Annotated in this window: 12 protein-coding genes and 1 tRNA gene; 5 read left to right on the forward strand and 8 right to left on the reverse strand. The window is 66.3% G+C overall.

Features of this window, described 5'->3' with window-relative positions; all coding sequences use genetic code 11:
- Positions 1–36: 36 nt before the first annotated feature.
- The 3 genes from AC1DV8_RS16480 to AC1DV8_RS16490 all read right to left on the reverse strand — a co-directional run bounded on the left by AC1DV8_RS16480 (position 37) and on the right by AC1DV8_RS16490 (position 2,001).
- A tRNA-Ser gene (locus AC1DV8_RS16480) sits at positions 37–126 on the reverse strand.
- Positions 127–156: 30 nt separating this feature from the next.
- Positions 157–1,128, reverse strand: coding sequence for a quinone oxidoreductase family protein (locus tag AC1DV8_RS16485; RefSeq protein WP_477158188.1), 972 nt, complete (start codon positions 1,126–1,128; stop codon positions 157–159).
- Between the two features lie 3 nt (positions 1,129–1,131).
- Complete coding sequence (locus AC1DV8_RS16490; RefSeq protein WP_477158189.1) at positions 1,132–2,001, reverse strand: TerC family protein; 870 nt, start codon at positions 1,999–2,001, stop codon at positions 1,132–1,134.
- A gap of 200 nt (positions 2,002–2,201) precedes the next feature.
- Here AC1DV8_RS16490 and AC1DV8_RS16495 point away from each other — a divergent pair, with 200 nt between their 5' ends.
- The 3 genes from AC1DV8_RS16495 to AC1DV8_RS16505 are packed head-to-tail and all read left to right on the forward strand — an operon-like array spanning position 2,202 to position 4,292.
- Positions 2,202–2,660 (forward strand): YeeE/YedE family protein, encoded by a 459-nt coding sequence (locus tag AC1DV8_RS16495; protein WP_477158190.1) that lies wholly within the window; start codon positions 2,202–2,204, stop codon positions 2,658–2,660.
- A 1-nt stretch (position 2,661) separates the two neighbouring features.
- Entirely contained in the window at positions 2,662–3,135 is a 474-nt protein-coding gene (locus AC1DV8_RS16500) for a DUF6691 family protein (RefSeq protein WP_477149118.1), read from the forward strand.
- Entirely contained in the window at positions 3,132–4,292 is a 1,161-nt protein-coding gene (locus AC1DV8_RS16505; RefSeq protein ID WP_477158191.1) for an FAD-dependent monooxygenase, read from the forward strand. The genes AC1DV8_RS16500 and AC1DV8_RS16505 overlap by 4 nt, the downstream gene beginning before the upstream one ends.
- Before the next feature lie 52 nt (positions 4,293–4,344).
- Here the strand turns inward: AC1DV8_RS16505 and AC1DV8_RS16510 are convergent, their stop codons facing one another.
- The 3 genes from AC1DV8_RS16510 to AC1DV8_RS16520 all read right to left on the reverse strand — a co-directional run bounded on the left by AC1DV8_RS16510 (position 4,345) and on the right by AC1DV8_RS16520 (position 8,910).
- Entirely contained in the window at positions 4,345–5,055 is a 711-nt protein-coding gene (locus tag AC1DV8_RS16510; RefSeq protein WP_477149116.1) for an invasion associated locus B family protein, read from the reverse strand.
- Positions 5,056–5,167: 112 nt separating this feature from the next.
- Positions 5,168–8,668 carry a transcription-repair coupling factor gene (gene mfd, locus AC1DV8_RS16515; RefSeq protein ID WP_477158192.1) on the reverse strand — a complete coding sequence of 1,167 codons (3,501 nt, stop codon included), beginning with the start codon at positions 8,666–8,668 and terminating at the stop codon, positions 5,168–5,170.
- Entirely contained in the window at positions 8,665–8,910 is a 246-nt protein-coding gene (locus tag AC1DV8_RS16520) for an FAD assembly factor SdhE (protein ID WP_477149114.1), read from the reverse strand. The genes mfd and AC1DV8_RS16520 overlap by 4 nt, the downstream gene beginning before the upstream one ends.
- A 148-nt stretch (positions 8,911–9,058) precedes the next feature.
- Here AC1DV8_RS16520 and recG point away from each other — a divergent pair, with 148 nt between their 5' ends.
- A complete protein-coding gene (recG, locus tag AC1DV8_RS16525; RefSeq protein ID WP_477158193.1) occupies positions 9,059–11,167 on the forward strand; it encodes an ATP-dependent DNA helicase RecG in 2,109 nt (702 codons plus the stop codon).
- 3 nt (positions 11,168–11,170) lie between these two features.
- The gene (locus AC1DV8_RS16530) at positions 11,171–11,587 is read left to right on the forward strand and encodes a GNAT family acetyltransferase (RefSeq protein WP_477158194.1); all 417 of its coding nucleotides are present in this window, start codon (positions 11,171–11,173) and stop codon (positions 11,585–11,587) included.
- Here the strand turns inward: AC1DV8_RS16530 and AC1DV8_RS16535 are convergent.
- Both AC1DV8_RS16535 and glmS read right to left on the reverse strand, forming a co-directional pair.
- Positions 11,584–11,970, reverse strand: a complete 387-nt coding sequence (locus tag AC1DV8_RS16535) for a DUF2237 family protein (protein WP_477149111.1) — start codon at positions 11,968–11,970, stop codon at positions 11,584–11,586. The two genes, AC1DV8_RS16530 and AC1DV8_RS16535, sit on opposite strands and share 4 nt — an antisense overlap.
- The gene (gene glmS / locus AC1DV8_RS16540; protein WP_477158195.1) at positions 11,963–13,789 is read right to left on the reverse strand and encodes a glutamine--fructose-6-phosphate transaminase (isomerizing); all 1,827 of its coding nucleotides are present in this window, start codon (positions 13,787–13,789) and stop codon (positions 11,963–11,965) included. Before glmS ends, AC1DV8_RS16535 begins: the two co-directional genes overlap by 8 nt.
- Positions 13,790–13,792: the final 3 nt, after the last annotated feature.

Here is a 13,792-nt window from a genome sequence, read left to right on the forward strand (position 1 = left end):
ATCCGTCCGGTCGCTCCAGCTGTCGATCTGGTGGAATGGCGGGCAGGGAGGGATTCGAACCCCCGGAACGCTTTCACGTTCGCCGGTTTTCAAGACCGGAGCAATCAACCGCTCTGCCACCTGCCCGACGGTCACGCGTTTAGCGTCAGCCGCGCCTTACGGCAAGAGCAGCGTCGAGCCCGTGGTGGCCCGCGCCTCGAGCGCCTTCTGCGCTTCCACGGCTTCGGCGAGGGGGCGAGTCTGGTCGATGGCGATCTTGATCTTGCCCAGCTCGATCAGGTTGAACAGTGCGTCTGCGGCGATGCGCAGGTCTTCCGCCGTACGGAAGTACCCCGCCCCGGTCGGTCGCGTGACATAAAGCGACCCCTTCTCGGCAAGGATGCCGAGCTTTGGGATCGACACGGGGCCCGAGGCGTTGCCGAAGCTGACCATCAGGCCACGCACCTTGAGGCAGTCGAGCGACGGCTCGAACGTCGCCTGCCCCACCCCGTCATAGACCACGTCGACGCCCTTGCCCCCGGTGAACTCCTTCACCCGCGCCACGAAGTCGTCGGTCTTGTAGTTGATCGCTAGGTCGGCGCCGTTCTTGCGAACGATCTCGCACTTCTCCTCGGAGCCGGCGGTGCCGATGACATTGGCGCCGATGGCCTTGGCCCACTGCGTGAGGATCTGCCCGGTGCCGCCGGCGGCCGCGTGGACTAGGATGGTCTCGCCCGCCTTCAGCTCATGCGTCCAGTGCAGCAGGTAGAATGCGGTGGCGCCCTTCAGCAACGCGGCGGCGGCCACCTCGTAGCTGATGCCGTCCGGCAGATGCACGGCCTTCTCGGCCGGCAGCAATCGCTCGTCGGCATAGGCCCCTACTGGTCCCTGATAGGCGATGCGATCGCCGACCTTGAAGCCGGCGACGCCCGGCCCCACAGCGATCACCTCGCCGGCCCCCTCGTTGCCCGCGGTGAACGGTAGTGGCGTCTTGTAGAGCCCGCTGCGCTGGTAGACATCGACGAAGTTGAGCCCGATCGCCTTGTTGCGGATCTTGAGCTGCCCTTCGCCGGGCGCACCAACTTCGACCTGTTCGAGCTTCAGCTGCTCGGGGCCACCATACTCTCGGACGACGAAGGCGCGGCTCATGGCTTACTTCCTCGGGGCTGACTTGGGCTTCGCACGGGCGCGCGACGACGGCGTGGACTTGGGCTTCGGCTTGGACGGCGCGATCGCCTCGGCGGCGGCGTTTGCCGGCACCAGCGCGGCGGCCGCGGCCTTGTGCGGCAGGCCGGCTGCGGCGGCGCGCTTGTTCCGGCGCTCCTTGGCAATGATGTTGATCGCTTCGACCAGCACCGAGAAGCCCATCGCGGCGTAGATATAGCCCTTGGGAATGTGGAAACCGAGGCCATCGCCGACCAGCGACACGCCGATCAGCAGCAGGAAGGCCAGCGCCAGCATCTTGGTGGTCGGATGCTTGGCGACGAAGTCGGCCACCGGGCCGGACGCCACGAACATGATGCCGACCGCGACGATAACCGCGGCGATCATCACTTCGACGTGGTCGGCCATGCCAACGGCCGTAACGATCGAGTCGATCGAGAACACCATATCGATCACGATGATCTGGCTGATGATCGCGGCGAAGGCCATGCTCGCCTGCTTCTTCAGGTCCGGCTCGTGCGGCTCCTCGATCTCGGCATGCATCTCGTGCGTCGCCTTGTAGATCAGGAAGGCGCCACCGGCGATGAGGATGATGTCCTTCCACGACGGGGCAAAGCCGTTGAAGTCGAATACCGGCTGGGTCAGGCCGATGACCCACGAAATCACCAGCAACAGCAGGATGCGGAAGATCAGCGCCAGCGACAGGCCGAGGCGGCGAGCCCTGTCGGCTTGCTCCTTGGGGAGGCGCGAAACCAGTACTGAGATGAAGACGATGTTGTCGATGCCGAGAACGATCTCCATCACAGTGAGGGTCAGGAAGGCGGCCCACACGTTGGGATCGTAGAGGAGTTCCAGCATCGACAGCTCCGTTTTGTTTTTGGCGTGGCGACATACTTAGGGCGCTGAGCCCACAGTTGAAAGAGTTCGCGGCCCGCTCAGCACAGGGTGCGGTTTTTCACCGCGCCCCCTGGCCGTGGGATGATCGCATCGTCCCGAAGCTGGTCCGTCGACCCTGCCGCTGATACTGTAAGTGCCAGATCCCATTCGAAAGTTCCTCAATGGACTCGTTCTCTCCTATCCCCGCCTTGATTGGCGGTGTGCTCATCGGGCTCGCCTCGGCGGTGCTGTGGCTCGGCAACGGCCGCATCGCCGGCATCTCTGGGATTTTTGGGCAGTTGCTGCCGCCGGCGCGCACCGTTGTGTGGCGCCTGGTGTTCCTCGCGGCTCTGGTACTAGGCGCCCTTGCGGCGTCGTACCTCTTCCCAGGATTGGGCGTCGGCGGTCCCGGCGGTCAGCCGGCGCAGCTTGCCGCACCGCCGGCGGGCTGGGGCATCCCCACCCCGCTCTGGATCGCTGTGTCGGGCCTGCTGATCGGATTCGGCACCAAGATCGGCAACGGCTGCACCTCCGGCCACGGCGTCTGCGGTATCGCGCGGCTATCGAGGCGCTCGTTCGTCGCGGTCGGCGTGTTCTTTTCCGTTGCCATCCTCACTGTCGCCATCACCGGGATCGTCTGACATGGCCGCCTCCATCCGCCTCCCCTATCTCGCCACCGCCGCCGTCAGCGGCCTGCTGTTCGGTGCCGGGCTCTACATCTCGCAGATGGTGGATCCCCTGAAGGTCCTGCGCTTCCTCGACTTCACCGCCATTCCCACCGGCGGCTGGGATCCGAGCCTCGCCTTCGTCATCGTCGCGGCGATCGGGGTGATGTTCATTGCCATCCGCATCGGCCGCCGGCGCCAGGCGCCGCTGTTCGACGCGCAGTTCCATGAGCCCGAGTTCCACCATATCGACGCCCCGCTGGTCGGTGGCGCCGCGCTGTTCGGCATCGGCTGGGGCATGTCGGGCATCTGCCCGGGCCCGGCTATCTCGCTGATCGCCTTCTGGCCCGACAACCTGCTGCTGTTCCTCCTTGCGATGTTCGCCGGCTCCTATGCCGGTGCGTTGATCATCCCGAGCGGACGCGACAAGCGGCTGGCGCTGGCCCGATGAGCGGCGCGCCCGAAGCTGTCGTCGTGGGTGGTGGGCTCGCCGGGGTCGCTGCTGCGGTCGCCGTAGCGCGCGCCGGGCTGCGTACCGTCCACCTCGCGCCCAAGGGGCCGCCCGATCGCCGCACCTCCGCCCTGATGGGGCCGAGTGTCGACTACCTCCGCGCTTCCGGCTTGGTCACCGACCCTGCCGCGCTGGGCCACCCGCTGACCCAGATCCGCATCATCGACGCCACCGATCGGCTGATCCGGGCGCCGGAGACGCTGTTCGACAGCAAGGACGCGGGCCTCGATGCCTTCGGCTGGAACTTCCCCAACATCAAGCTGCTCGAAGCCTTCGAGGCGGCGCGTGCAACGCGCGACAATCTCGAGACGCGCGAAGTGGCCCTCTCCAGCATCGATCGCGGCGACAACGGCTGGGTGCTCACCCTCGCCGATGGCAGCATCATCGAAGCGCCGCTGGTGGTCGGCTCGGACGGCAAGAAGTCGCTGGTGCGCGTTGCGACGGATTTCCGCGCCCGCGAGCACGGCTTTACCCAGTCGGCATTGGTCTGCGACCTGGAGCTCGGCCGGCCGCTCGGCGGCGCTTCCGTCGAGTTTCATTACGAGCAGGGGCCGTTCACCCTGGTCCCTGCCGGCGACGCTCGCGCCAACCTCGTCTGGATCGACGATCGCGAGGTCCTGAAGACAGCGCAGGCCGCCGGCCCGGAAGGGCTGCGCGAGATCTTCCTCAAGAAATCGCAGCGGCTGTTCGGCGACATCAAGCTGCTGACGCCGGCGCACATGTTCCTGCTCTCGACGCTTACCGTTGAGCGGGCCGGCATGGATGGCATCGTGCTAGCCGGCGAGGCAGCGCACGCCTTCCCGCCCATCGGCGCCCAGGGGCTCAATCTCGGCCTGCGCGATGTCGCGGACCTCGCTGCGTCGCTCATAAACGTGAACCGCGGCGCTCCCGGCTGGGCCAACGCCGTCAGCACCGACTACGCCGCTCGCCGCGCCGACGATCTCGAGCGCACCGGCGGCATGGTCGACGCGCTGTTCCGCTCCCTGCTCAGCGACTTCCTGCCGGCACAAGCGCTGCGCGCTGGCGGCCTCTGGGCGTTGCGCCTGCTGCCGCCGCTACGCAAGCAGGCCTTCGGCCTCGGCATGGGCAGCCGCTGACACGAAAAAGGGCGCCCGAGGGCGCCCTTTTCAATTCAATCGTCGGACCCGCTTACTGTGCGGGAGGCGTCGCCGGCGGAGCAGCGCCATCGGTGCCGAGCTGCTTGCGCAGTTCTTCGGCGCGATCCTGCAGCTGCTTTTCCAGCGCGGTCGGCGCGGTCGACTGCTTGTTGAACTCGTCGAAGGTCATCGCCGCCTCGCCGTCATAGACGGTGGTGAAACCGGCCAGCGTGATGTCGATCACAAGATCCTTGTTCTGGCGATTCTTGGCGGTGAGCTTCAGCACGCCGCCCTTCTTGAGGCTGTTCACGTAGGCCTCGTTGATCACCAGCTGGGTGGCACAGCTCTGCGGATCGCAGAGCATGAACGGCACGCGGATCGGCTTGCCGCCGTCGATCTGCCAGGTGAGGCCGAAGGGCAGCAGCACCCCGAGCGGCACCGCCGCAACGGCGAGCAGGCGGCTTTCCTGGCCCGGATCGTCGCGCAACAGGAACGAGCCGAGGAACTGGCCGTTGGCGACGACGACCTGGCGCATGATGCAAGCCTGCTTGCCGCCGTCGATCGGGTCGCAGACCTTGAGCCAGTTCTGGCCCGGGTTGGCAGCGGCTGCCGGCGCGGCGGCTGCATCCGCAGCAGGCGCCGCCGGTGCGGCCGCACCCTCGGCGGGGGCTGCCGGGGCGGCGTCCTGCGCGAGCGCCCCGAAAGAGGGCATCATCAGTGCGGCGACCGCGAAACCAGCAACGACGAGCTTTTTGAGGGTCATTGAATTTCCTTGTGGTGTCCTACCATCGGTGGCTCTCCCGGCCACCCTTGTTCGTGCGCTCTTCAAGGCACGAAACGCGGCAATAACATGACCGAGAGGGCTTCCGAAAGCTTTAACCTGCAAGTGTTGCCGCAGCGCCTGACTCCGAGGCCAGCCGGGCCATCCTTGACAGAATTGCCGCCGTTCCCTTCAGCCGCGCCTCCGGGCTCGGCCAGTCACGACTGAACACGAGTTTCTGATCGGGTTTGATCCGGACCTGCATCTGCGGGTCGGAGACCATGCGTACCAGTCCGGCGGGGTTCGGGAATTCCTTGTGCCGCAGGGTCACGACCGCGCCCTTCGGGCCGGCATCCACCTTCTCGACATTGGCCGTGCGGCACAGCGCCTTCACGAGGATGACCTTCAGCAGCGCCTCGACCTCTTCCGGCAACGGCCCGAAGCGGTCGATCAGCTCGGCACCGGCCGCGTCGATCTCGCGCGCATCCGAGAGATCGCCGAGACGACGATAGAGCTGCATCCTGAGCTGCAGGTCGGGCACATAGTACTCGGGGATCATCACGGGCATGCCCAGCGAAATTGTCGGGCTCCACTCGCCGCGATCCTCGTACTCGGCATCGCCGTCGCGCAGCGCCGCCACCGCCTCTTCCAGCATCGCCTGGTAGAGTTCGAAACCGACCTCGCGGATGTGGCCCGACTGCTCGTCGCCAAGCAGGTTGCCGGCGCCGCGGATATCGAGATCGTGGCTCGCCAACTGGAAACCTGCACCGAGCGTTTCCAGTGACTGCAGCACCGTCAGCCGCCTCTCAGCCGTGTCGTTGAGCTTGCGGTCCGGCGGGATCGTAAACAGCGCATAGGCGCGCTGCTTGGCCCGGCCGATGCGGCCGCGGATCTGGTACAGCTGTGCGAGCCCGAAATTGTCGGCCCGGTGCACCACCAGCGTGTTGGCGTTCGGGATATCGAGGCCCGATTCGACGATCGTGGTGGCCACCAGCACGTCGAACTTGCCGTCGTAGAAGTTGTTCATGATGTCGTCGAGCTCGCTCGGCGGCATCTGGCCGTTGGCCACGACGTAGCTGACCTCCGGCACCTGCTGGCGCAGGAACTCGGCGATATCGGGCTGGTCCTTGATCTTGGGCACTACGTAGAACGCCTGCCCGCCGCGATACTTCTCGCGCAGCAGTGCCTCGCGCACGCTCAGCGGATCGAAAGGCGAAACGAACGTGCGGATGGCCAAGCGGTCGATCGGGGGCGTCGCCAAGAGCGACAGGTCGCGCACGCCGGTGAGCGCCAGCTGCAGGGTGCGCGGGATCGGTGTCGCGGTCAGCGTCAGGACGTGCACATTGCCCTTCAGCTCCTTTAGCCGCTCCTTGTGGCCGACGCCAAAGTGCTGCTCCTCGTCGATGATGAGAAGCCCGAGATCCTTGAACTGGATAGATTTCGCGAGCAGCGCGTGGGTGCCGATGACAATGTCGACGGTGCCCTTGGTCAGCTCTTCCCTCGTCGATTTCAGCTCGTTCGAAGAGACCAGACGCGACGCCTGCCTGATCCTAAGCGGCAACCCGGAGAAGCGCTCGGTGAAGGTCTTGAAGTGCTGCCGCGACAGCAGCGTCGTCGGCACCACCACCGCCACCTGCCGCCCTGACATCGCCACTGCGAACGCGGCCCGCAGCGCCACTTCGGTCTTGCCGAAGCCGACGTCGCCGCACACCAGCCGGTCCATCACGCGGCCCGACGACAGGTCCTCGAACACGGCGTTGATCGCCGCCAGTTGATCCTCGGTCTCGTCGTACGGGAACCGCGCCGCGAACTCCTCGTAGAGCGCCGGCTGCACGTCCATCGGCTGCACGGTCGACAGCTGCCGCAGCGCTGCGATCTTGATCAGTTGCTCCGCCATGTCGCGGATGCGCTTCTTGAGCTTGCTCTTTTTGGCCTGCCACGCCACGCCGCCGAGCTTGTCGAGCTCGATGATCGCGTCTGCGCCATAGCGCGACAGCAGCTCGATATTTTCGACCGGCAGATAGAGCTTGGTGTTCTGCGCGTACTCGATCTCGACGCAATCGTGCGGCGCGCCCTGCACCTCGATGGTCTTTAGCCCGAGGAACCGCCCGATGCCGTGATCGACGTGCACCACGAGGTCGCCGGCGGCGAGGCCAGCGGCTTCGGTCAGCGCATCCGAGGCCCGCTTGCGCTTCTGTGGCCGCAGCAGGCGTTCGCCGAGGATGTCCTGCTCGGACAGCACCAGCATGTCGTCGGTCTGGAAGCCGGTCTCGAGCCCCAGCACCACCAGCGCCGTGGTCTCCGGCGATGTCGTCTCCGCGTCGCGCCAGTTCTCGGCCAGGCGCGGATGCGCAAGACCATGATCGGCGAGCACCTGCGCCATGCGGTCGCGGGAACCTTCCGACCAGCACGCGATGATGGTCTTCCGCGCCTTCTTCCGCTCGGCGCGGAACAGGTTCACCACCGACTCGAACAGGTTGACGTCCTGCGCCTGCCGCTCTGCGGCGAAGCTCGGCGCTACGCGCCCACCGGCATCGTCGGCATGCTTCATGTCGGGCGTCGCGAACGGCGACAGCTGCACCACGCCCCTGTCCGGTGCCAGCGCGTAGGGATGCCGCTCCATCTCGTAGAGCTGCTCCGGCGGTACCGGCTTATACGGGGCGGCGCCCTGCGAGGACTGCTTCTCGTGCCGCGCATCCTCGCGCGCCTGATAGTAGTCGGAAACCTGCGTCTGCCGGTCGGCGAACGCTTCCCTCGCCTGATCGTCGAACACGAACGGTGCATCGCCGGCATAGGCGCCGAGGTGGTCCAACTCGTCGTAGAAAAACGCCATCCAGTGCTCGACGCCCGGGTAGCGCTGCCCAGCGCTCACCGCCGCATAGAGCGGATCATCGACGGTATTTCCGCCGAACATCGTGGTGTAGCGTGCCCGGAAGCGACGGATCGCCTCGTCGCTGAGGAGAACTTCGCTCATTGGCGCCAGCGCGATGCGCTTCAGGTTGCCGGTGGTGCGCTGCGTATCCGGATCGAAGGTCCGGATGGTCTCCAGTTGCTTCCCGAAGAAGTCGAAGCGCAGCGGAAACTCGACGCCGGCCGGGTACAGGTCGATCAACCCGCCGCGCACCGCGTATTCACCCGTCTCGCGCACCGTCGGCACGCGCAGATAGCCATTGCCCGAGGCCCAGGCGATCAGCTTCTCGCTGTCCACCACCTGCCCCGCCGCGGCAGCAAAGCTCATCCCCGCCACTGCGTCGCGCGGCGGCAACTTCTGCACCAGCGCGTTGACCGTGGTGAGGACGATCGCGCCTTTCGCCGCACCGCTGGCGACGGTCGAGAGCGTCGTCATCCGCGCCGCGATGGTCACGCCGTTCGGCGACACCCGGTCATACGGCAGGCAGTCCCATGCCGGCAGCGTCAGGATCTGGTGCCCCGGCATCATCTGCTCAAGGATCTCCACCATGCGCTGCAGCCGCCGGCCGTCGCGGGCGACGAACACCGCGCTCACGGTCGCATCGGGTGCGGCCTTCAGCCGGTCCTCGACCAGGCGCGCGAGCACCACCGGCTGCATGCCGTCGGGGACGTTGGCGATCGTGCGGTCGGCGCGCTGGTCGGTCATTTGGCGGTTCGGAACTTGAGCAAATCGGCGAGCAGTTCGGCGTCGGCGTCGGCGGGCGTCGGCTCCTGCCCCATCAGCCACTTGAGGAGATCGGTGTCCGCCTCCTCCAGAAGCGTCTCGAAGCGATCGAGTTCCGCAACCTCCATCTCCCCCAGCCGGGCATCTGCGTAGGGCCCGAGCATCAGGTCCATCTCCTTGGTGCCGCGGTGCCAGGCGCGATAGCGGAGGCGCCGGAGCCGCATAGACAATTCTTCACCGGCGTCTTTTTGAAGGGCCATGATTGGGTGGTCTCGGGGATGTGGATGGCGTGTTTACGCGGATATCGACCCTCTGTCACGTGGCAGACCTGAACTGTCTCGGCTAGGTTCTGGCCCGGAGGTTCCCCGACTCGTGTCCCGTCCGCCTGCCCTCGATCCGCTGTTTCGCTCGCTCCACTCCATCAAGGGCGTGGGGCCGCAACTGTCCGCGCTGCTCACCCGCTTCTTCGGCGCACCCGAGGGACAAGAAGCGATCGCGCTCGACCTGTTGATGCACATGCCGACCGGCATCGTCGATCGCCGCCGCATGGATGGCATCGCCGGCGCCGTGCACAACAACATCGCGACGCTGAAGCTCCACATCGACCGCCATCAGCCGCCGCCCAAGGGTCGTCCGAACATCCCACACCGCGTGTTCGCGCATGACGAGACCGGCGAGATCCAGCTGGTGTATTTCCGGGCACAGGGCGGCTGGGTGGAGAAACTCCTGCCGGTCGGCGAGACGCGCTACGTCTCCGGCACCATCGGCTTCTTCCAGGGCGAAAAACAGATCACCCACCCCGACTACGTCGTCGAGGCCGACAAGTTCGAGGACATGCCGCTGGTCGAGCCGGTCTATCCGCTCACCCAGGGCCTGAGTTCCCGCGCCCTGATCAAGCTCACCCGCCAGGTGCTCGAGTCGTTGCCCGATCTCCCCGAATGGATGCCCGCCCAGCGTATCACCGAGTTCGGCTGGCCCACCTTCCGCGCCGCCATGACTTCGTCGCATGCGCCGGTTGATCCGGAGGACGCGCAGCTCTGGTCGAAGAACCGCATGCGCCTCGCCTATGACGAGTACCTCGCCGGCCAGCTGGCGCTGCTGATCGTCCGCTCGCAGCTGATCGCCCCACGCGGCATCGCCCGCACGTTTACCGGCGAGATTACCGCCAGGGTGCAGGCCGCCCTGCCCTACACCCTCACCGAAGGCCAGCGCCTCGCCGTCGAGGACATCCGCAACGACCTCGCCGCGCCCGAGCGCATGTCCCGCCTGCTGCAGGGCGACGTCGGCGCCGGCAAGACCGTGGTGGCGCTGATGGCGATGGCCGGGATGGCCGAGAGCGGTGCGCAGTCGGCACTGATGACGCCGACCGAAATCCTCGCCAGCCAGCACTACAAGACGCTGAAGCCGCTGTGCGACCAGGTCGGTCTCGGCATCGTGCTGCTCACCGGCAAGATGAGCGCCGCCGAACGCCGCGCCGTGCTCTCGGGCATTGCCGATGGCTCGACCAGCATCGTCGTCGGCACCCACGCGCTGTTCCAGTCCGGCGTCGAGTTCCACAACCTGGGCCTGACCGTCGTCGACGAGCAGCACCGCTTCGGCGTCCACCAGCGCCTCGCGCTCAGCGAAAAGGGTTCACACGCCGACCTCCTCGTCATGACGGCCACCCCGATCCCACGCACACTGGTGCTCACCCATTTCGGCGACATGGCCGTCAGCATCCTGCGCGAAAAACCGCGCGGCCGGCAGCCGATCGACACCGCCGTGCTGTCGATCGGTGAGTACGACCGAGTGATCCAGCGGCTCGCCTCACGCATCGAGGAAGGCGCGCAAGCCTTCTGGGTCTGCCCGCTGGTCGAGGAGAGCGAGCATCTCGAAGTCGTCGCCGCTGAGGATCGCTTCGCGGAGCTGAAGAAGGTCTTCGGCGACCAGGTGGTGCTGATCCACGGCCGCATGAGCGCCACCGCCAAGGCGGAAGCGATGGATCGCTTCCAGCGCAACGAAGCCAAGGTGCTCGTCGCCACCACTGTCATCGAGGTCGGCGTCGACGTTCCCAACGCCACCATCATGATCATCGAGCATGCCGAACGCTTCGGCCTCGCGCAGCTCCACCAGCTCCGCGGCCGCGTCGGACGCGGCAGCCAGCGCTCGGCCTGCTTGCTGCTCTACAAGGAGCCGCTGAGCGAAACCGCTAAGGCCCGCCTCGAGACCATCAAGGGCACCGAAGACGGCTTCGTCATCGCCGAGAAGGACCTCGAGCTCCGTGGCCAGGGCGACGTGCTCGGCACCCGCCAGTCCGGCATGCCCGGCTACCACCTCGCCGTCCCCGACGTGCACCGCCATCTGCTCGAGTGGGCTCACGAAGACGCCAAGGATGCGCTGACGCGTAACCCCGGACTTACGGGTACGGATGGCGAGGCGCTGCGCACCCTGCTCTATCTGTTCCGCAAAGACCTCGCGATCCCTTTGCTGAGAGCGGGCTAGCCCATGCATATCCGCCCCTTCGATCGCCGCGATACCGACGCGGTCATTGCACTGTGGCAGGCGCGTGGCCTGACGCGGCCCTGGAACGACCCGCTGAAGGACATCGAGCGCAAACTCGCCGTGCAGCCCGAGCTGTTCCTCGTCGGCGAGTTGGACGGGCAGATCGTCGCGACCGCCATGGGCGGCTACGATGGACATCGCGGCTCGGTCTATTATCTCGCGGCATCCGAGGGGCATGCCGGCAAGGGCTACGGCGCCGCGCTTCTCGCCGAACTCGAGCGGTTACTCACCGCAATGGGCTGCCCCAAGCTCAACCTACTGGTTCGCGCCGAGAACGAGGCCGTCGCCGCCTACTACGTGCGCCAAGGCTACGAGCAGCACGCGTCCTACAGCTTCGGGAAGCGCCTCATCCCCGACTAGTCGATCGCGTACTTCCTCAGCACCTCGAGCTCGACATATTCGAGCACTGACTGATGCGTCGCCTCGAGCACGACCTTGGGCGCCATCCCGGCCTCCAGGGCCTCGATCCAACGCAAGGCGACGAGGCACCAACGATCGCCCGGCTTGAGGCCCGGGAACGCATATTCAGGTATCGGTGTGCTGAGGTCATTGCCGCGGGACTTCGAGAACGCCAGGAACTCGGCAGTCATCTCGGCGCACACCGTGTGCCGGCCGACATCCTCCGGCCCAGTCATGCAATGGCCGTTACGGAAGAACCCGGTCAGCGGGTTGAGCGAACACGGCTTCAGCGGCTCGCCATGAACGTTCAGTTCGGGCTCTGCCTCGAAGAATGGCTTATTCAACCGTGACGCTCTTGGCGAGATTGCGCGGCTGGTCGACGTCCGTGCCCATGAACGACGCCGTATGATAGGCCAGCAGCTGCACCGGGATCGTCGCCAGGATCGGCGCGACGAAGCTCGCGACCTTGGGGAGCACGATAACCTCCGCCACGTCGGGACCCACGGTCTGCTGCCCGACTTCGTCGGTGATCAAAATGATCTTGCCGCCGCGCGCCGCGACTTCCTGCATGTTTGACAGGGTCTTGGCCATCAGCTCGTCGGACGGCGCGACGACGATCACCGGCATCAGTTCATCGACCAGCGCGATGGGACCGTGCTTGAGTTCGCCCGCGGGGTAAGCTTCGGCGTGGATGTAGCTCAGTTCCTTGAGCTTCAGCGCACCTTCCATGGCAATCGGGAACATCTGGCCGCGGCCGAGATAGAGCACGTCCTTGGCCTTGGACAGCCGCTTGGCGATGGCTTCGACGTGCCCCTCGAGCGCCAGCGCTGCCGAGATGGCAGCCGGTAGCGTGGTGAGGCTCCGCACCAGTTCGGCTTCCTGCGCAGGCCCGATGGTACCCCGCGCCACGCCCGCCGCGATCGCAAGGCTGGCGAGTGCCGTCAGTTGCGCCGTGAACGCCTTGGTCGAGGCGACACCGATCTCGGGACCGCACAGCGTCGGAAATACCACCTGGCTCTCGCGCGCCATGGTCGATTCCGGCGAGTTCAGCAGCGAGGCGATGTGCTGCCCCTGCCCGGCGCAATAGCGCAACGCCGCGAGGGTATCCGCCGTCTCGCCCGACTGCGAAATGAACAGGCTCAGCCCGTTCTTCTCCAGCGGCGGCTCGCGATAACGGAACTCCGACGCCACGTCGACATCGACTGGCAGCCGCGCATAGCGCTCGAACCAGTATTTCGCGACCGTACCGGCAAACGCCGCCGTGCCGCAGGCCGAAATGGTCAGCCGCGACAGCTGAGCGAAATCGAACGGCAGCGTCTCGCGCAGCGCCACCTTCTCGGCGCCCATGTCCACATAGTGGCTGAGCGTGTGCGAGACGGTCTCGGGCTGTTCGTAGATTTCCTTTGCCATGAAGTGGCGGTGGTTGCCCTTGTCGACCAGCAGCGCCGAGGCAGCCGAAACCAGCATCTCGCGCTGCACGATCGCGTCGGAGCCATCGCGGATGGTGACGCCGCTCTTGGTCAGCACGGCCCAATCTCCGTCAAGCAGATAGCTCAGCCGCGAGGTGAACGGGGCAAGCGCCATTGCGTCCGAGCCCAGGTACATCTCGGTTGTACCATAGCCGATGGCCAGCGGCGCACCGCTGCGAGCCGCGATCAGCAGCGCATCTTCGCCCTTGAACATGAAGGCCAGAGCGAAGGCCCCGCGCAGCTCTTTCAGCGTCCGCGCCACCGCCATTTCGGGATCGAGGCCGCGATCGATCTCGCGGGTGACCCACAGCGCCACGGATTCCGTGTCGGTCTGCGTCTTCGGCAGGTAGCCGTCCTTGGCGAGGTCGGCGAGCAGCTCGCGGAAATTCTCTATGATGCCGTTGTGGACCACCGCCACCTTGTCGGTCGCGTGCGGATGCGCGTTGCCCTCGGTCGGCGCCCCGTGTGTCGCCCAGCGGGTGTGGCCGATGCCGATATTGCCGTTGAGCGGTTCGAAACTCAGCTTCGCTGCGAGGTTGCCGAGCTTACCCTCGGCACGGCGGCGGCCGATCTGGCCACCGTCGATCGTCGCGACCCCGGCGCTGTCATAGCCGCGATACTCGAGCCGCTTCAGCGCATCGACCAGCCGCGGCGCGACCGGTTCCGTCCCGATGATCCCGACGATGCCGCACATATG

The sequence above is a fragment of the Devosia sp. P3_B2 genome, from assembly GCF_056402875.1.

Bases quoted from the DNA above. Each gene is read 5' to 3' on its own strand.
- AC1DV8_RS16485 (WP_477158188.1), bottom strand. From the start codon at position 1,128: ATGAGCCGCGCCTTCGTCGTCCGAGAGTATGGTGGCCCCGAGCAGCTG.
- AC1DV8_RS16490 (WP_477158189.1), bottom strand. From the start codon at position 2,001: ATGCTGGAACTCCTCTACGATCCCAACGTGTGGGCCGCCTTCCTGACC.
- AC1DV8_RS16495 (WP_477158190.1), top strand. From the start codon at position 2,202: ATGGACTCGTTCTCTCCTATCCCCGCCTTGATTGGCGGTGTGCTCATC.
- AC1DV8_RS16500 (WP_477149118.1), top strand. From the start codon at position 2,662: ATGGCCGCCTCCATCCGCCTCCCCTATCTCGCCACCGCCGCCGTCAGC.
- AC1DV8_RS16505 (WP_477158191.1), top strand. From the start codon at position 3,132: ATGAGCGGCGCGCCCGAAGCTGTCGTCGTGGGTGGTGGGCTCGCCGGG.
- AC1DV8_RS16510 (WP_477149116.1), bottom strand. From the start codon at position 5,055: ATGACCCTCAAAAAGCTCGTCGTTGCTGGTTTCGCGGTCGCCGCACTG.
- mfd (WP_477158192.1), bottom strand. From the start codon at position 8,668: ATGACCGACCAGCGCGCCGACCGCACGATCGCCAACGTCCCCGACGGC.
- AC1DV8_RS16520 (WP_477149114.1), bottom strand. From the start codon at position 8,910: ATGCGGCTCCGGCGCCTCCGCTATCGCGCCTGGCACCGCGGCACCAAG.
- AC1DV8_RS16530 (WP_477158194.1), top strand. From the start codon at position 11,171: ATGCATATCCGCCCCTTCGATCGCCGCGATACCGACGCGGTCATTGCA.
- glmS (WP_477158195.1), bottom strand. From the start codon at position 13,789: ATGTGCGGCATCGTCGGGATCATCGGGACGGAACCGGTCGCGCCGCGG.